This is a genomic window from Metamycoplasma neophronis (genome assembly GCF_006491995.1).
GTDB classification, from domain to species: Bacteria; Bacillota_I; Bacilli_A; order Mycoplasmatales; family Metamycoplasmataceae; genus Metamycoplasma; species Metamycoplasma neophronis.
In genome coordinates, this window is sequence record NZ_VHHP01000002.1 from 35,267 (window position 1) to 55,278 (window position 20,012).

The following is a 20,012-nucleotide window of genomic DNA, read 5'->3' on the forward strand; positions in this document are numbered from 1 at the left end:
ATTATTTTATTGTTATGGAATTAAAATCATTAATTAGAACAGTTGAAGACTTTCCTATAAAGGGAGTTAAATTTAAAGATATATCGTTATTATTGGCAAACGGAGAAGCCTTACATTACACAATTGATAAAATGGCCGAAATGGCTAAAGATGCTGATATCGTTGTTGGACCAGACGCTCGAGGCTTTCTATTCGGAACCCCAGTTGCAGCTAAGTTAGCTAAACCTTTTATTATGGTTCGTAAAAAAGGTAAATTACCTGGTGAAGTAATTAGTTGTGATTATGGGCTAGAATACGGAAGAAATATTTTAGAAATCCAAAAAGGATTAGTAAAACCTGGACAAAAAGCAGTTATTATTGACGACGTTTTAGCTACCGGGGGAACATTAGAAGCAATAACTAAATTACTAGAAGATCAAGGCGTGATTGTTTCTAAAATTATCGTATTAATGGAATTAGGTGGCTTTAAAGAAGCACGTGAAAGACTACCATATGAAATCAATCACTTAATTTATATAGAAGAGGAAAAATAATGGCTAAAATCAAAAAATTTAATTCATATTCAGAAGTTGATGAAAATTTAAAATGAGATTTAGATGACATCTTAGGTTCTAAAACATATCAGGAGCTTGAAGATGAATACTTTAAGTTATATGACATTATTATTAAAGTAAAAGACAGTAAATATGAAACGCTAAAAAACTACGAAGACTATTTAAAAGTATCAGCAAAAATGGCAATTTTAGGCAATAAAGTAAGTAACTATTTATCAAATAAATTAAACACTAACATTGTTGACTTTGAAACTAACACATTGCTAGCTAAATTCGATTCAAAATCAGCAGAATATGCTAAAAAACTAGGCTCAGAAACTAACCGTATCGCGCAGCATAGAGCTAAAATTGAAAGTTGATTAAATGAACCTGTATTAAGCGAAGTTAAAAAAGACTTACAAGCCACATTAGATGAATTAGATCACAAATTGGATGATGCAGTTGAAACTTATTTAAATGACACCGCAAATGGTAATCCTTCCCCAGAAGAATTATTTTCAGTATTAACCGATAGTGAAATTGATTACGGTTTTGCAACCGATTCAAAAGGCAAAAAACACAAAATCACTGAAGGAACAAGATTATCTTTATTAAAAAGTAATGATGCCTTATTAAGAAAAGAAACTTACTTAAATTATTCAGGTGCTTATTTAAAACACAAACAATCACTTTCAAAAATGTTATATCAACATATTAAAGAAATTTCAGTCCAAGCATTATATCGTAAATATTCATCATCTTTAGACTCAATTTTAAGTGCAGACCATGTTGATAAAAAATTATTAGAAATTATTTATTCATCAGTACAAAACAACATGGAAGTATTCAGAAAATATCACCGTGCTCACAAACAATTTTTTAAAGCTAAATTTGGCAAAAAAATGGAAAAATGAGACGGAGCAGTTGATTTAGTTAAAGTTAAATCAGAATATTCAGTAGAAGAAGCACAACAAATCTTAATCGACATTACTTCAGTTATGCCATACGAGTACCCCGAAGTCGTTAAAAAAGCTGTTAAAGAAAGATGAGTTGACTACATGAACGTGCCATCAAAACGCAGTGGTGCATACTCAATTGGCGGTTCATATGGTTTAGATAAAAAATACATTTTAATGAACTTCGATGGAACCTTGAATGCGGTTGGTACACTATGCCATGAAATGGGTCACTCAATGCATTCATACTACTCAGATAAAAATCAATCTGTGTTTAGATCACAATATCCAATTTTCTTAGCTGAGATTGCTTCAATTTTTAATGAATTATTATTAAATGATTACTTAATCGAAAGAGCTAAATCAGACGAAGAAAAATTCTATTTACTATCAGAAAGTATTGGCGATTTTATTGGGACTGTTTTACGTCAAACCCAATGATCAAATTATGAGTTTGAACTATACAACATGATTGACCAAAATGAACCTATGAATACTTATGAAGCATTAGAAAAATTATATGTTGATAATGCTAAAAAATACTCAATGGAACCAGAACAAACTAAAATGGGCGAACCAGCCAATGTTTATGGTGTTATGGTACCTCATTTCTATTACTATTTCTATGTATATAAATACGCATTAGGATACATTGTTGCTAATGTATTTTTCCAAAAATACAAAGAAGAAGGCAAACCGGCTTTAGAAAATTATGTTAACAGATTTTTAAGCGCCGGTGATAGAGACTGACCAGCACAAATTTTAAAAGATGCAGGCGTTGATATATATTCACCCGATATTTATAATCAAGCATTTAAAGTACTAGACGAGAAAGTTAATGCCTATGTAAAATTGGGTAAAAAAATTTTTAAAAAATAAATTAATTTCATTTCAAAAATAATTGAAAAATTTCGGAAAACACAATCCGGAATTTTTATTTTAAAATAAAATTTATGGATTAGACGAAGAAAAATAACGTTGGAAAGTAAAATTCTTTTTGTTTTAAGGTAAAAATTAAAATATTGGATGCGCATTTATATATATTAAAATATAATTTAAATGTAATAAGGAATTGAGGGTTTATAAAAAATCAAATACCAATATTGATCCAGTTATCGCCTGGAAACGTTAATAAATGAGTTTATATTGAGGTTGAAGAAGCCGATTTTTTCGCATATAATGATTCTAAAAAATGAAACTGAAATAAATTTTCAAGATTACTTTTAAAAAAAGAAAAAAAATATAGTAATGATAAAAATATTAAAAGTTTATATCTTAAAAATTACACAAAATTTGTTAACTATGCGCTTAAACAAGATTGTGTATTTTACATAAACTTGCATAACCAACGTGATAAGGGCATTATTAAAAAAGAATTACAACAAAAGTTTATAGACAAATATTTAAAATATAAAAAACTCGACTCTGTATTCAAATGCTTGGAATTCGACGGCAAAAATTTATTTAATATTTTATTTAATAAATGGACCAAAAACAAGTATCAGTTTTTAGAAAAAATTAATATTTGAAAAAACAATATTTTTCTCGAAACAAATGAACTTCAAAAATACTTTCATGAAGTAGATAAAAATACCATTTCATTAAAAGAAAGATGAATAAAAAATAACCCTTATACTAAAGGAGTAATTAATAAGCAATTAAGTCAAGAAAGTTATGTACATTGCCTTAAAGTTCTTCATAAAAATTCAAAAAATGAAGTTAAAAGTATTGAATATTTAAAAGCTTTAGAATTAATTGAAAATTGAAACAAATATGAGATTACAAATCTCAATAAGATTGAAAATTTTTCTGATATTTATGATTCTTATAATTGAAACATCACTTGATTTAAAAAAAATCGAATACCAAGCAAAACTTTGATATTTGACTATTATAGATATTTGAATATACCAATGTGAGCTGATAGTCAAACATTGCTTAGTTTAATAAAACACAAAACGCGTGGCGCAAAAAATAAATATGAATTTAAACTTTATAAAAAAATAAACTTTCTATACGAAAGTGCAAAATCTAAGTTTACTAATCCAACTTATATATGATTGTATAACCGAGACTTAATTTTTACTTTTTCGCCATTTCATTTGAATGTTAACTTATTTGAATTATTTGGTATTGGCGAAAAATCGAATTATGTTAATTTAGAATATCATACGAACCGCAAAGCAATTATAAAAATCTATGATAATTTAATTAAATTTTTACGTTCTGAAAAAATGTTCGGAACAGAAATTCAAATTACAGATTTTTTATATGATATTGCCCATAATGAAGATTTATGAAACGAGTACAATGAATATTTATTAGATTTTAATAAAAAAAATAAGCATATGAAATTGAATAAATCACATACTTATATGCTTTTATGCAAGTACTTTCGCTCGTTTAAAAACGTAATAGAAAATAAAATTATTTAATAATTATCCCGGCGTTTTCCATTAGTGAAAGCGCCATTTTTTGATACTCATCAGCTTTGTGTGAAGGTGAATCGAATGTAGCAACTAAGTCTTTATATATAATAACATTTTTATTTTCGCCAAGCATGTTTAAATAGGTTTTAAGTGTTGTGGCAAATTGCATAACGCAAATGTCGGTACAACATCCTATGATTTCAAACTCATCGTATTCTTTTCAGATTTGCTTCGAAACTTCAAAAAATCCATTAGTTGAGTTTTTGTGAACAATTTGTTTTACATATTTTTGAAGTTCAGAGACAACTTCGGCTTCCTCGCTTCCCTTTAAGCAATGTATTGGATATGATTGCATTTCAATATCGTTTGCACTGTGGGCATCACAAATGAATATATTATCAACGTTGATTCGAGTCTCTAAAAAAGCGGCCATTGGTTTAATTATTGCGTTTATAAGAGGCGAAGACAAGGCGCCTTTTTTTGCAAAACCACTCAACATATCAATAACAATTGTTATCTTTTTCATCTTTTTATTCCTTTTATACTCAATTTTTTGATTTATTTTAAATAATAAAATCGATTTCTTTATATATATTATATAATTTTATCGGATACATCTTAGAGGGACATAATTTTTATAAATGTTGGTGTATCTAAAGTTCGAATTTTATTTATATATATTTATAGAAAGGAAATCTAATGGCCGAAGAACAATTAGTTGTTACTTCAAGTCCTAAGAAAAAGATTGGCTTCTTTTCAGCTATCTTAGTTGTTTTGGGTTCATCAATTGGTGTTGGTATCTTCCTAAGATCTAAATCAGTTCTTGTAAACTCAGCAAACAACGTTGTTTGAGCTATGATTGTTTGATTAATTGCAGGTTTCGCAGTTATCACAATGGCTCTTGCTTTAGTTGAAGTTGCTTCTGGACGTAACGACAACTTAGGTATGATCGGTTGAACCAAAGCCTTTAGTACATTATACTTGTACAAAGGAAACAAATTCTTCATGACCTACCTATACCTACCATTCACCTACTTCTTCATGCCTTACTACGTAATCGTACAATTCCAAGATGGTCTTGCAGGTTTCGTTGGCTACGAACACGTTGGTTTTGGTGGATCAACAGCTGCACCATGAATTTACTTTGCAATTGGTCTAGCTATTACATTATGAATGATCTTCTCTAGCGGTATCAGCAGCCGTGCTGGAAACATTCAAAACTGAATTATTACATCTGTAAAATTCATTCCTATTGTTGCAATTATTATCATAGGATTCTACTTTACAGGAGTAAACGTTAAAGAAAATCAACCTATTTGACATGCTGTTACAGCACAAAGTCTATTTGATAAAACTTCAACTAGCTTTTTAGGATTATCACCATTCCTAGCTGTATTTGCTTCACTAGGTGGTATCTTCTTCGCATTCGACGGATTCTACGTAACCGCTGGTATGCAAACAGAAATGAAAAACCCAGAAAAAACTCCAGCAGCTCTAGTTATTGGTCTATCAAGCATGACCGTGTTATACATCGTTATTGCTACAGCTATGACCTTAGGTGGAACTGATGGTGGTTTCTACGGATTTGGTGACGCTCTTGCTAAAAAGAACGCAGGATGAGTATTTGGTGTAATTAACATCATGATCTCAATCGGTGTTATCGGTATCTTAAATGGTTTCTCAATTTGAGCAACTAGATGAGTTGAAGACTTAATTAAAGAAGGAGAAATGTTTGTACCTGTTAAAGCATACAGATACTTAAAACACTCTAAAACACCTATCGTTGGTGCTCTATTCTGTCTATTCATCTCATTACCAATCATGGTTATCTTCACCGCTATAGGTTCATACGCTTACATCGGTGGAGGATACACAACTGACTACGGATACAAGATTGATAACTTATTAACATTCTCAGACTTGATGGCAAACTGAATGGCTGTATTCGCATTCGCATTCATCTGTGCTGCTATCGTTGGTGCAATTCAAAACAGAAAACAACACTTTATTGCTGTTCAAGAAAACAAACACACCATCTGAGCAGGTTACACATCAGTAATTATCATCTTATTAACAATGTTCTTCCTAGTTATCGACCCATTCATTTCAACTGGAATAACCGCAGTTAAATACTCATTAGGTGATGCAAAAGTTAAAGCAGAGTTAACCGATGCATTAACCGGTTATGCAGCAACATCAGTATTATTTATCTTCTACTTAATAGTTATGTTCGCTTCAACCCCAATTGAAAAAGCAATCGCAGTTGCTAACAAGAAGAAATACGACAGAGTTCTTTCAGGAAACATTTGTCCATGTGAAAAACCTGATTGATGTCCATGCAAATTAGCTGAATTAAGAGAAAAAGCTGAATTAAACGACTTAATCCTAGCTACATACGCAGACGCTCGTAGATAGTTAATTTATAAAAGCCAGTAGCGCAAGCTATTGGTTTTTTCTTTTTCAGTTTTAAATAAAAAATTAATAGTACAATTTAAGTATATTTTTAATAAGTATTATTAAAATATAAAAAATTAATTTGAGAAAGGAGAAAAGATGACTAAAAAACAAACAGTTGAAGCAATAAGACCCCAAGTAACTGATGACTTATTACAAACCAATTTAAAAGATGGCTTGAACGATGCAGAAGTTACTTTGCGTCAAAGTAAATTTGGTTCTAATGAACTTCAAAGCGCAAAAAAATTAAATCCATTTTTAGTTTATTTAGCACAGTTTAAAGACTTGCTGGTTATCATTTTGCTTTGTGCTTCAGTTTTGTCTTACATTTTAGCAATTGTAAATGGTGTTCAAACTGGTTGAAATTGAAAAGATGATAACTATCGTTTACTAATAGAATTCATTGAGCCTTCAATTATTTTATTTGTTGTTTTAACTAATTCGCTCGTCGGGGCTGTACAAGAGATAAAAAGTGAACAAGCAATAAATGCACTTAAAAAATTAAGTCCATTACAAGCTAAAGTTATTAGAAATAAAAATTTAATTACTATCCCATCATCTGAAATAACAGTTGGAGATATCGTGTTAGTTGAAGCCGGTGATGTTGTTCCGGCTGATGGTTATTTATTATTCAGCTCAAACTTGACTTCAATTGAAAGTTCATTAACAGGTGAAAGTGAACCAACAGAAAAAGATTACACTGTAAAAAGAGATTTATCTTTACCTATTGCTGAACGTAAGTTTATGTTATACTCTTCATCAATTATTGCCAACGGTACTGGATATTTCATTGTAAGTGAAATTGGTCAAGATACCGAATTAGGCAAGATTTCAAGTTTAGTTAATAAACAAGAAGAAAGCCTAAGTCCGTTACAAATAAAAATTAATAAGTTGGGAAAAATATTTGGATACGCTGGTTTAGGATTATTTATTGCAAGTATCTTGGTACAAATTATTTTCCAAGCAATTTCAAAAAGTTCATTTAGTTCAACAATTTTCTGAAGTACAACAATTGTTAACGCTATATCATTAGCAGTTGCAGCTATACCAGAAGGATTGATTGCGTTCTCATCAATTATTTTAGCAATCGGCGTTCAAAGAATGGCTAAGAAAAGAGCAATTGTTAAAGATTTAATGGCAGTTGAATCATTAGGAAGTTGTGCGGTTATATGTTCGGATAAAACTGGTACATTAACACAAAATAAAATGACTATTGTTAATTTATATGCCTCTTCTGAAGAAATGCAAACTACCGGTTGAATTCAAGATAAATATTTAAAATTAATCGAATATGGTTCACTATGTTCTGAAGCTAACTTAGTTAAAGAAGGTGGCGAATATAAAGTAACAGGTGATCCAACTGAAGCGGCTTTTTTATATTCATTAGAACAATATTCAGAATATAAAACAAAAAATTTAATAACGGAAAAAAATCCAAGATTAATGGTTATTCCATTCGATTCTAATCGTAAAATGATGACCACAATTAACAAAATAAATAATAAAAATATTGTTGTTGTTAAAGGTGCGCCCGATGTGTTGATTAAACACTGCAGTAGTTTAAGCGATAATGAATTAAAAGAAACTGAAGAAGTTAACGAAAGATGAGCAATGAATGCATATCGTGTTTTAGCGATTGCATCTAAAGAAATCAGCGATAACGAATTAAACAATTTGATGGCAATGCCACAAGATGATGCGCAAAAACTATTAGAAAATGATTTAACATTTAACGGTTTGGTAGCGATGATTGACCCACCAAGAGAAACTGCAAAAGATGCGATCGAAATGTGTCGTCACGCTGGCATTAAACCAGTTATGATTACTGGAGATAATATCAACACTGCCAAAGCAATAGCGACATCATTAGGAATTTATCAAGAAGGTGATTTGGCAATTACTGGATTAGAACTTGATAATATTTCTGATGAAGACTTGGCAAAAAATATTGATAAGTATTCAGTATATGCCCGGGTTAAACCTGAAGACAAACTAAGAATTGTTAAGGCTTGACAAGCGCGCAAACAAGTAGTTGCGATGACTGGTGATGGTGTTAATGACGCGCCTGCATTAAAAGTTTCTGACATTGGTTGTGCAATGGGTATTACCGGTACTGAAGCTTCTAAACAAGCGGCTAACATGATTTTAGCAGACGATAATTTTGCTACTATTGTTAGTGCGGTTAAAAACGGACGTTCAGTATATCAAAAAATCAAAAACGTTATTCAAAACTTACTGATTACATCAATTGCTGAAATTATTTTAGTATTTTTAGGATTATTCGTATTTAAAGCTATTTTTTCATCAGGCGAATGAAAAGCTGTAATGAATGGCAAAGAAATCTATATTCTTTCAGCAACACAATTATTGTGAATTAATTTATTCACTCATGGCTTCCCTGCTATTGCATTGGGATTACAAGATTCAAAAGAAAATTATATGAATCGCCGTCCTATTTCAAAATATGAATCAATCTTTGCTGGCGGCATGGGATGAAATACTTTATGACAAGGTATTTTAGTTGGTGTTTTATCAATGGTTGGATATTATTTAGGGGCATTATATGTCTTGAATGATTCAACAATTCCGATGATAAATAAAGCGGATGAAATTTTAAGAGCAGGTTCAACGATGGCCTTTTTAATCTTAGGTATTACTGCGACATTTAACTCAATTAATTTAATGTCTAAAAAACCTATTATTATGTCGAATCCATTATTCTATTGAAAAGTTTATGCATCTGTAATATTCTCATTAGCCTTTTTAATTTTAGTAGCTTTTGTAAAACAAATCGCGTTAGTATTCAATGGATATGAAAACCTAGCTCACACACCTGTATTAATTGCATACGGGCTTGCCTTGCCCTTAGTATTAATTCCAATTTATTTCGTATATAAATTAATAGTAATGGCTGTTGACAAAAGAAGAGCAAAGAACAACCAAATTAATACATTTGAAATGATATTGCCGCCAAAAGAAGCTAAAAAAGCAATGTTAAGAAAATAGAAAAAAACTAGAACAATCATAAATAGTTCTAGTTTTTTTGTTTTATTTTTGACAAATACATAGTTTCTTTTGAACGGGGTATGTTTCGCCATCAATCTGACTTAATTCAATTTGTGGACATTCAATTTTAATATTTTTTGCAAAAATTTGTTTAACGTATTTTTTATAAATTATATGTTTGCCACTATATACTGATAAAAATAATAGCGGTAAATGATATTTGCTAATATTGTGAATTATTGTAATGCTTAAATAATCACCTTCACGATTAGCATTTGGAGCAATTTTCATGCCGCCACCGTAATATTTTCCGTTCATTATGCTGATAACTCAAACATTTTCAAAAATGTATTCATGACCATCAGCTATTATTTTCAATTTATCATAAGTTTTAAACGTTTTGAAAGCGTTATATGCCGTTTTTAAAAATGAAGCATGCCCTGTTCGTTTCTTTTCTTCATTTACATATTTTGCAATATAAGCATCAATTCCAAATCCTGCCCCATTTAAAAATTTCATTTTTTCTTCGTTGACTTTTACTGTTGGCAGATTTTTAATGAATGGTGAAATGTAATAAAATCTCTTTTTAATAATTTCACATTCTTTGATTGTGAACAAATCACGCAAAAAGTCATTTCCCGTACCAGCCCTATAAGCATATATTTTAGGTTTAATATCGTATTTTGCAATTTCATTGGCAACATGGGTCAAAGTACCGTCACCACCTATTAATAATACTATGTCATTTTCAGACATATCGTTAATTAAAACGGCTGGGTCAGTTATTTTAACTAGGTCAATTACCTTAAGCGAAGGTTGCATAAAAACCTTAACCGCTTCGGAAACTATTTTGTACATTTTGCGTTGATTTGAACCACTTTTGGAAAACGAATTATAAAAAATATATAGCATGGTGAATTTATTATATAAAAAATATATTTTTTATTGTGAAAATAACGCGATTTATAAACAAAAAAACATAAATTAAAATTAAATAAAAACTGCATATAGCAGTTTAGATATTTTTCTTTAATAGTTTAATTTCTTCGTCACTTAATTTGCGTGTTTCACCAGGTTCTAAATTTTCATCTAAAGTAAGCGGTCCAAATGTTAGTCTTTTTAGATAAATAATTTCATATTTAAAAAATTCTAGCATTCGTTTTACTTGATGGAATTTGCCCTCTTTTATGGTCAATAAACACTCAGTATCAGAAATAAATTCAAAATTGTAATCATATATTATTTCATCAGCTCCAATTTTGATTGGTTTTGGAAAATGATTTTTAATTTCTTCATCAAATGATTTGTCAACTTCAACATAATATGTTTTTGGAACGTGGTATTTTGGGTTCAATAATCTATGTCCCAACTCACCATCGTTGCTAATAATTAAAAGTCCTTCAGTGTCTTTATCAAGTCTCCCGTATGCAAACAGTTTTTTGCTACGCAACTCAGGTACCAAATCAAATATCGTTGGATCAAATCTATCATGATTTGCTGTAATATAACCACTAGGTTTATTCATCATATAATATTGATATTTTTCGTATGTCAATACTTCATCATACATGCGCACTTCGTCGTTTGTATCAATGCTGATTGAGCGGCGAATTGTTTCTCCATTAACTGTGATGAAACCTTCATCCATTATTTTTTTAACTTCTTTACGAGTTAATGAGGTTGTGTCAGCAATAAATTTTTCTATTCTTATTCGTGCCATAATTCAATATTATATATTGTAAAAATAAAAATAAGCAAACCAAGTTGCTTATTTATCATAATCTTGTAATCTATTTAGGGCATTAATGTAAATTTCAAGCGATTCTTTGATTTCTTTGAATGTAAAGTATTCATTTGGTCCGTGCATTAAGTGCATATATTTAGTTGAACCAAATGCTACACAGCTGTCAATTAATCTAGCGTATGTTCCACCGCCAATTGCTAAAGGGACTTCTTTAACGTTCAAGGCTTCATTGAAGGTTTCCATTAAAATTGTTACTAGCTTAGATTGAATATCTATGTATTTAGGATTTTTACTTCCAACTAAATGCATCTTAACGTCGCCTTCAAAATGGTCTTCTAAATAATTTAATAATGTGTCAGTAACTTCTCCAACACTGTGAGTAACCGGAACTCTTAAATCAAAAGACATAATGTATTTATCTTGATAAGTTCTAACCATGCCCAGATTAGCCGATAAGTTTCCCGAAAAATCAGCATAGTTTTTAAAAATATTATTTAATTCATAATTGCCTTTTGATAAATTATCCATCACAAACTTAATTAATGGTTTTTCTCTTAATTTTGAATCGATGTTATATAACATCTTAATTGCTTTAATAACGGCATTGTCTCCTTTTTCGGGAGTTGATCCATGGCCACCAATACCTTTAATTGTCATTTGTTTATTTTGGTATTTTAAAATCACGCTATCTGGAATTTGGTTGACAACATCCCCAGCATCTAAACTAACTCCTTCAATTTTTGGAAATTCTAAGTTAACATGGTATACCATTTTTTCGGCATAAATTAATGGTCATTCTCCGTCGGGCGTATAAGAAATATAAGGAGCTCCAAAATCTGCTAAGTAGTATTTCATTGATTTCATTGTGGTTTCTTCAGAAATACCAAAAATAATTCTAATTTTTCATTCACTGCTAATTAAGTTATTATCCAAAATGTATTTCATTGCATATAGATTGATGATGCTTGGTCCTTTATCATCCAAACTTCCTCTGCAAATTACGGCATCATCAGTAATAACTGGTACGAAAGCTGATGTATTTCATTGAGATTCATCACCAGCTGGAACAACATCAAGGTGAGCTAAAATTCCGATTATTTTATCTCCTGAACCTATTTCTGCAAATCCATAACGGTTTTGTACGTCTTTATATGTATTAAAACCGAATTCTTTAGCTAAATTTAAAGCATAGTCAAGCGCGTTATTAGCTTCTTTTCCGAAAGGATAGTCTTCAGATTCTCCTTCAATACTTACTGATGGTATTGCACATAAATTTGCTATATGATTTATCATTGATTTAAATTCATCTTTGTCTTGTTGATATTTAATATATTCTTTCATCATAAAACTCCTTTCAATATATTATATGCTTATTTTTATATCTTTTATTTTTTAAAAAATAATCAGCATGAGCTGACCATTTTTATAATTATTTTTTAACTAATTCAGTTGCGAAACCTTTATTATGGAAAACAAAATCATTATTGCCATTGAATACAACATCAATTAATTCTGGATAGTCAATAAAGGGATTGCGATTTCCTTGGTGTTTGTATATACCATTATTTCTATCAATATCAAATTGAGATATATTGTCACTTTTTGCCCAGTTTAGCATTGTTTGTTTAAATTTATCTTTTATTTCAGCTAAGCCCAGTCTATTTCTTACAAAAAATCTGTTAGCCGATTCATTATTATACAAATTTTTATCTCTGTATGTGAAAGCAAAATATAAATGGGCTCTAGCAACATCGCCTTTGAATTCATCAATTACTTCTGCAACGGGTCTGCCATCTTCTACTGAATCGCCAATTTTGGTTCCGTTGACAGATATTATTTTCGGAGTTTTAACTGTTCCGTAAGGATAATTTCCATGTCATGCATTGACTTTTTTATCTGTAGGCCATACATGATGAGCATCATTTCTCATTGGTGCTTGTTGACTAAATCAACTTTGAGCTATCAAGTGTTCGCGGTTCATACCTTTTCCTTCGGCATTTCCGGTATCACGATATTTACCATGTCATTGAATATAAGTATCTTTACCCTGTGGATTTTCTTCATAAATATCTAAAACAGATCCGTCTTTTTCATAGTATTTATCAACAAAAGCATCTTCGTAAGTTTTGAATAAATCATTATAGCTACCAGTCTTGTTTCTATTCGCTTTTTGTATACTGAATAAACCTTCTCTTAGCGCCTGACCGCTCAAACCTTCCAAAGAAGCATAAAAATTCATATTTTTATTACTGTATCTTATTTCAGTATTTTTATTTAAAGTTAAAGCTGCCCCATTAAATGGAGTGCCATTTGAATTATTATGCTCATGGTTATTGTTTGCGTTGGTATCTGCATTTGTATTAGTTTCTTCAATATTAGAATTACTTAAAGCACTTATTTCTAAATTTATTGTAGAAGTGTAAATATTTTTGCTAATTAGTGGTTCATCTGAATTACGATATTTAATCATTCGATATTTAACAATTAGATTATTTCCGCTTATTTCATATTCAAGTTTACTATTTATTTTAATTTTATTATTTGAATTGGTATATGGTGATTCGACAGGAGCGGCCAATTGATAGTTTCTAGGTGGAACACTAATAAACTCAATTAAATATGGTATATTTTTTCAATCTACCTTTTTCTTGTCTTTTGGATTTAACCCTATTTTATTAGACGAATATGAATAGTAAAGATCTGAACTTTTTATAGAAGATATTAATTGTTCTTTATTTCCGTTTTGAACAGTTAATATATTGCTGCCTCTTGAAGCTCATTCAGCAAAATCAGGATCTAATTCTTGCAATTCGCTTTCATCTTTTAACACAGCCGTATTGCTGTTATTATTTGAATTATCGTTTGAATTATCTACCAAAGTAGGTGTTTTATTGTTTGTGTTGGTATTAGAGTTTGTGTTATTGTCGTTGTTTGATACACCATTATTATTTATCGAATTTGGTAATGGTTTTTCAGGAGTTAATTTATGGCATGATATAGCGCCTAAAGGTATAGCAAAAATACCACAGGTTGCTAATGAAACTGCCAAAACACTTAATTTTTTCATATAATATTCCTTATTTTTATTTCCCTTAGATAAGCTTATTGCCTAGTTAAATTTTACATTATTTATTTCAGAAAACAAATAAAAAAACAGAAGGAATACTTCTGTTCGGATAAATTAATAATAAGAAATAGATAACAAAATTATTTGTTTTGAGCTTCAGCTTCAGCTTTTCTAGCTGCTCTTCTAGCGTCTCTAGCTCTTTCTAATTCTAGTTTGTGAGCTCTTTTTTGTGCTTTAACTTTGTTAGCTAATCTAACATCTTTTCTCATAGTTTACTCCTTTTGCTAAATATATAAGTTATCAATTGATTATTCTATTATATCTATTTTTTCTTAAATTGTTTAACTTTTTTCATCAAAGCATCAACATCAATGTTTTCAATCTCGGCCAATTTTTCTTCTAGACTTCTTTTTTGAGCCGGTTCTTTTTTCTGTATATTGACTGATTTTGTGATTGAAAAGTCCTCATCATTAAATAAAGTTACTTGTTCTAATTCATCTTTTTGTTCTTCGCCATTTTCGGTTTCTTCTTGATGAATTTCATTATGATAATAACGTTTTAATAAACTTGTTTCTACAGTTAAAGAAAGGTCATCTTTATTTTGTTTTGATAAATATTCTTCTCTGATCTTTTCTTGTTCAGCTAAACTGGGATCTTTTAATTCATTAATCTTAATATGTTGGATTAAATTACCCGGATTGTTGAATGTATAATTTAATTTAATTAATTTATCTGATTTTGAACGATCTTTTAAAATAGGTTCCAAATCAAATTTTTCTAAATTATTGTCTTGGTTCGTGTAAATAAATTCTAGGCTGTCGGTTAACACTTCTAATGATATTGGTTCTGAAATGTCATTTTTTAAAGCTACAAATAATTTTGCGCCACGATTGTATCTGCCTACATATTCCATTTCTTTCATATTTCACGATTTAGCCATTCCGCCCTTGCTAATCATAATAACATGATTTATTTTTGATACAGTTGCAAAAGTTGAAACGAATACATTGTCTTTGGTTTGCAATTTTCCTAATAATTTAATTCCCTGTGCCCTTAATGCTAAAGTCGTACTGAAAACGCTTTCATTAATTAGGTGATAAAAACCATTGTTCAACAAGATTAACATATCTTTTTCACCATTACTAATTCTTGCGTCAATCAATTCGTCGTCATTGTTTTTAAATGACATACAGTTACGTTTTTTAGCGATTAATTTACTATTAAATTCTTCTAGTTTAACTTTTTTAGCATAACCATATTTAGACATTAAGATTATGTCTACATAAGTGTTGAATGAAGTTATTTCCATAACTCTAATGATATGTTCATTTGAATCAAGCGCAGCAATTGAAGACACGTGATTTCCAAGGTCTTTTCATTGTGAATCTTTTAGTGTATGTGCATCAACAATAAAGTAATTTCCTGTGTTAGTAAAGAAAATTAATTTAGAAAGCGAATTGATTTTGTCATAGTATTGTAAAGCGTCCCCTTCTTTTAACTTATAAGTAGAAAGTTCGTTAGTATTATACATTTTCAAACTAATTTTCTTAATGTAACCTTCCTTAGAAATGAAGAAATAGAAGTCTTCATTTTTGGTTAGTAATTTATGGTCAATTTCAGTTTGAATTTTTTCTTCACTTATTTCAGTTTTTCTTTCAATTCCATATTCGTCTTTGATGGCTTTAATTTGTTTGATTAGATATTTATCAAATTCATAATTATCAGTTAATAATTTAGTGCAAAAAGCAATGCTTTCTTCAAGTTCTAATTTTTCGTTTTGAAATTGAATTTGGTCCATTCTAGAAAGTTTATATAATCTTAATTCAGCTATTGCTGTAGCTTGAATTTCAGTGAAGTTAAAGATGTTCATTAAGGCTAAGATAACACCCTTTTTAGAGTTATCGCTATCCTTAATTACTTTAATTACTTCATCAGAAATTTCGGCAACTCTGATAAAACCTTCAACAATTTCCAGTCTTAATTTATACTTTTGTAGATCATATTTAATTCCGTTGATATTAACTTCCTTTAAATGACCTAAATAAGCTCTAAGGGCAGTATCTAAGTTTAATACAACTGGAGCGTTTTTATCAATCGCTACCATGTTATAGTTATAAGTAATTCTTAAATCAGTTTTTTTCATTAAATAAGCAATAATTGCTTCTGGATTAGCGCTATCCTCTAATTCAATATATATTGAGATACCATTACGGTCAGATTGGTCACGCACATCTTTAATTCCATTGATGATTTTGTCAATTGCAATTGCATCAATATCGGCAACTAATTTAGATTTAATTACGCCAAAAGGAATTTCAATGATTTCAATTCCATTGATTTTTTCTTCATTTTTTTCATCATATACATAACGATATTTAGCTGAAAGACTAATCTTGCCTTGACCTGTTTTCATTGCATCAATTATTCCATCAACACCGTTAATTAAACCACCAGTTGGAAAATCAGGGCCCTTTACATATTGCATTAATTCTTCGATTGAAATATTAGGTTTTTTAATCATCGCAATAGTAGCGTCAATAACTTCTTTTAAATTGTGTGGCGGAATTTCGGTAGCAAATCCTGAAGCAATACCTTTGGCTCCATTAACTAAAAGGTTAGGGAATAGGGCAGGCAATACTGTTGGCTCATACTCTGAGTCATCAAAGTTTGGGGCCATAGATACAACTTTCCTATCTAAATCTTTTAGCATTAACTCGGCTATTTTTTCAAGCCTTGATTCGGTATAACGCATAGCAGCGGCAGGGTCATCATCAATCGAGCCTTTGTTACCGTGCATTTCAATTAGAGGATAGTTACTCTTTCATTCTTGACACATTCTAACTAATGCTTCATAAATTGAACTATCACCGTGTGGGTGATAACGACCGATAACATCGCCGACAATACGGGCAGATTTTTTAAATGGTTCTTTATTTTTAAGTTTCAAATTTCACATTGAATATAAGATACGTCTTTGAACAGGTTTTAAACCATCACGAGAGTCCGGAATAGCTCTTTGTTGAATTACATATTTAGAGTAGCGACCAAAACGGTCACTCATTATTTCCACCATGTTTTTTTCAATAATATTTTCAGTTACACTATCAATTTCATCTTTTCTATTTTTTTTCATAATTTAACCTACTTTTTAATTTCGAAATCATCTTCTGATGAAAAATCAACATGGGTATTAATTCAAATTTTTCTACTATTTACATCTTGACCCATTAATGTGGTTACATTTCTTTCAACTAAAGCTTCATCTTCAATTTTTACTTGAATGATTGAACGTGTGGCTGGGTTCATTGTAGTTTCTCATAATTGGTCGGCATTCATTTCACCCAAACCTTTGTATCTTTGAATTTCATAATTTGAATAATTAGAAGTTATCTCTCTAAGTTCATCTTCATCTCAAGCATAAAATTCTTTAGCACCATTTCCCTTTGTGCTAATTTTATATAAAGGAGGAAGTGCAATGTATACCATTCCCGCTTCAATAAGTTTTTTCATGTATCTTCAGAAAAATGTCAACAATAATATTTGAATGTGAGCACCATCGGTGTCGGCATCAGTCATTATTATAATTTTGTTATATTGAGAGTTTTTAATATTAAAGTCTTCGCCAATACCAGCGCCAATAGTATTAATAATTGTTGCTATTTCTTCATTTGCAAGCACATCGCTAAGTTTTGATTGGTCAGTATTAAGAACTTTACCACGTAATGGAAGAATTGCTTGAGTAACACGGTTACGGCCTAATTTTGCCGATCCACCAGCCGAATCACCTTCGACTAAAAATAGTTCTTTAACGGCAGGGTTTTTAGATTGAGCGGGTGTTAATTTTCCAGATAAGATTTTTTTATTTTCTAATTTACTTTTAGCTTTTCGTATCTCGCTTTTTGCATTTCTTGCTGCAACTTTAGCATCATAAGCTTTTTTAATTTTAGCAATTATTTTATCTGCTTCAGTTTTGTTCTCGTTTAAAAAGAACATAAATCTTTCTGAGAAAAATGCCTCAACAGTTTCTCTGGCTTCCGGTGTTCCTAATTTATCTTTTGTTTGTCCAACAAACTCTAATATTTTTTCGGGAACCTTTAAAGAAATAACAGCAATCAATCCTTCTCTAACATCATTACCTTCGAAAGCGATTTTGTTTTTGTAAATATTGTTTTTGCTTATATATTCATTAATGGTTTTGGTCAATGCGGTTTTAAAAGCAGTTTCATGTGTACCGCCATCTCTGGTTTTTACATTATTAACAAAGCTATAAATTGTTTCATTGTAATTATCCGTATACACTAAAGCAATTTCAACTTCAATACCATGTAATCCTGGAGCGCCTGCATAAAAAATATCACTAATAAATGTTTTGCCTTCTGAAACGAATTTAATATATTCTTTTATTCCGTCAATGGCTTCAAAAACAACATTTTCATCATTATTTTCGTTAATAAATTGGATTTTTAAGTTTGGAATTAAAAAACTTGCTTCACGTAATTTTTCTTTAACGATTTCACCTGAAAATTTAGCCTTTTTAAACATGTTGTAATCAGGCCAAAATTGAACTCTTGTTCCTTGTTTTGTTGTTGCACCAACGCATGTGGTTTTTTTGATAATAGTATCTTGTTTAAATTCAGTAACGTATTCTTTTTTATCACGATATACAATAACTTCAAGTTTAGTACTTAAAGCATTAACAACTGATGAACCAACCCCGTGTAAACCACCACTTGTTTTATATGCTCCATCACCAAATTTACCACCAGCATGTAACTCTGTAAAAACTAGTTCAACCCCGGTTTTGCCTTCTGAGTGTTTATCAACAGGAATACCACGTCCATTATCTTCAACAACAACCGAACCATCTGCTTTTAAAATAACTTTAATTTTATTAGCAAAACCCGCTAAAGCTTCATCGATTGAGTTGTCAATAATTTCTCATATTAAATGGTGCAATCCGGTTGAATCGGTCGAACCGATATACATACCAGGTCTTTTGCGAACAGCGTCTAAACCCCTTAGAACTTTTAAATCACTTGCTTCATAATTATTCATACTCATAGTATAACAATTATAAAATATTTAAATTGAGTAAAATAGGATTTCTAAAATAATGAATAAAAAAAAGAGAAAACATTGCATTTTTCTCTTAAAATCTGCCTTTTTTATGAATAAATTCATAAATTTATACATTTTCTTAATTATTTTTAGATTGATTTTTTTGCAACTTTTCGCGTTTTTTGCGTTGTGAAATATTAAATGAAGAAGCTACAATAACTACTAAAATTAACGCTATTACTGGTATTAAAAAAATAAGAAAAAGTTTATAATCCACGTGCCCTCCTTTAATATTTATAATAAGATTTTACATTAATTTTTGCTTTTTATTGCAAATTAATTCGCCTGTATTTATTGATATAGAAAATAGATAAAAAAAGGCAGAAAAACATATTGAAAATATATTGACAGCACTATTGCTTGCAATAGTAATATCGGGCGTGTTTTTGTAATTCAAAACTAGCAATAATACTATGAAAATAATATTAAAAATAGCGAAAATTATTGATGTTGAATAACCATTTTTTATCAAAATAAATTGCGAGGTTTTTTTGAAGTTTGAGTGGGCAAACTTTTACAATACATATTACAATTCAAACTAAGGATATTAACGCATTTGTAGCCCATATTCCGATGCTTAAATTGAATGTATGGTCATTTCTTGATTGAATGTATGATATACCACTTATTAATATTAAAAAACAAATTGCAGTCGTTATCAAAATCAGCATTGACAAATACAATTTTTGCATTTTATTATCACTA

13 protein-coding genes are annotated in these 20,012 nt (G+C 30.1%); 5 read left to right on the top strand and 8 right to left on the bottom strand.

What is annotated here, in order from left to right; all coding sequences use genetic code 4:
• Positions 1 to 14 precede the first annotated feature (14 nt).
• The 3 genes from FJR74_RS00765 (at position 15) to FJR74_RS07280 (ending at position 3,924) form a co-directional block, all read left to right on the top strand.
• Positions 15 to 533: an adenine phosphoribosyltransferase gene (locus tag FJR74_RS00765; RefSeq protein ID WP_140914643.1), complete on the top strand. Its 519-nt coding sequence runs from the start codon at positions 15 to 17 to the stop codon at positions 531 to 533.
• The gene (gene pepF, locus FJR74_RS07275; RefSeq protein WP_140914644.1) at positions 533 to 2,368 is read left to right on the top strand and encodes an oligoendopeptidase F; all 1,836 of its coding nucleotides are present in this window, start codon (positions 533 to 535) and stop codon (positions 2,366 to 2,368) included. The genes FJR74_RS00765 and pepF overlap by 1 nt, the downstream gene beginning before the upstream one ends.
• Before the next feature lie 224 nt (positions 2,369 to 2,592).
• Entirely contained in the window at positions 2,593 to 3,924 is a 1,332-nt protein-coding gene (locus FJR74_RS07280) for a hypothetical protein (RefSeq protein ID WP_140914645.1), read from the top strand.
• Here the strand turns inward: FJR74_RS07280 and FJR74_RS00780 are convergent.
• Positions 3,917 to 4,444, bottom strand: a complete 528-nt coding sequence (locus FJR74_RS00780; RefSeq protein ID WP_140914646.1) for a cysteine hydrolase family protein — start codon at positions 4,442 to 4,444, stop codon at positions 3,917 to 3,919. The genes FJR74_RS07280 and FJR74_RS00780 overlap by 8 nt on opposite strands.
• A gap of 173 nt (positions 4,445 to 4,617) precedes the next feature.
• On the opposite strand from FJR74_RS00780, the gene FJR74_RS07285 reads away from it, so the two are divergent.
• Together FJR74_RS07285 and FJR74_RS07290 are read left to right on the top strand one after the other, a co-directional pair.
• A complete protein-coding gene (locus FJR74_RS07285; protein ID WP_140914647.1) occupies positions 4,618 to 6,333 on the top strand; it encodes an APC family permease in 1,716 nt (571 codons plus the stop codon).
• A 138-nt stretch (positions 6,334 to 6,471) separates the two neighbouring features.
• Complete coding sequence (locus FJR74_RS07290) at positions 6,472 to 9,378, top strand: cation-translocating P-type ATPase (protein WP_140914648.1); 2,907 nt, start codon at positions 6,472 to 6,474, stop codon at positions 9,376 to 9,378.
• A 42-nt stretch (positions 9,379 to 9,420) separates the two neighbouring features.
• Here FJR74_RS07290 and FJR74_RS07295 read toward each other — a convergent pair whose 3' ends face one another.
• The 7 genes from FJR74_RS07295 to FJR74_RS07320 form a co-directional block, all read right to left on the bottom strand.
• On the bottom strand, positions 9,421 to 10,290 hold the full coding sequence (locus tag FJR74_RS07295; protein WP_140914649.1) for a diacylglycerol kinase family protein: 870 nt from the start codon (positions 10,288 to 10,290) through the stop codon (positions 9,421 to 9,423).
• A gap of 103 nt (positions 10,291 to 10,393) precedes the next feature.
• Complete coding sequence (locus tag FJR74_RS00800) at positions 10,394 to 11,098, bottom strand: pseudouridine synthase (protein ID WP_140914650.1); 705 nt, start codon at positions 11,096 to 11,098, stop codon at positions 10,394 to 10,396.
• Between the two features lie 48 nt (positions 11,099 to 11,146).
• Positions 11,147 to 12,466: a M20/M25/M40 family metallo-hydrolase gene (locus FJR74_RS07300; RefSeq protein ID WP_306766859.1), complete on the bottom strand. Its 1,320-nt coding sequence runs from the start codon at positions 12,464 to 12,466 to the stop codon at positions 11,147 to 11,149.
• A gap of 85 nt (positions 12,467 to 12,551) precedes the next feature.
• Positions 12,552 to 14,189, bottom strand: a complete 1,638-nt coding sequence (locus FJR74_RS07305) for an endonuclease (protein WP_306766860.1) — start codon at positions 14,187 to 14,189, stop codon at positions 12,552 to 12,554.
• Between the two features lie 140 nt (positions 14,190 to 14,329).
• Complete coding sequence (locus FJR74_RS07310) at positions 14,330 to 14,458, bottom strand: hypothetical protein (RefSeq protein WP_306766861.1); 129 nt, start codon at positions 14,456 to 14,458, stop codon at positions 14,330 to 14,332.
• Between the two features lie 53 nt (positions 14,459 to 14,511).
• The gene (locus tag FJR74_RS07315) at positions 14,512 to 17,322 is read right to left on the bottom strand and encodes a DNA topoisomerase (ATP-hydrolyzing) (protein ID WP_140914651.1); all 2,811 of its coding nucleotides are present in this window, start codon (positions 17,320 to 17,322) and stop codon (positions 14,512 to 14,514) included.
• A gap of 8 nt (positions 17,323 to 17,330) precedes the next feature.
• Positions 17,331 to 19,250, bottom strand: a complete 1,920-nt coding sequence (locus FJR74_RS07320) for a DNA gyrase/topoisomerase IV subunit B (RefSeq protein ID WP_140914652.1) — start codon at positions 19,248 to 19,250, stop codon at positions 17,331 to 17,333.
• Between the last annotated feature and the right edge of the window lie 762 nt (positions 19,251 to 20,012).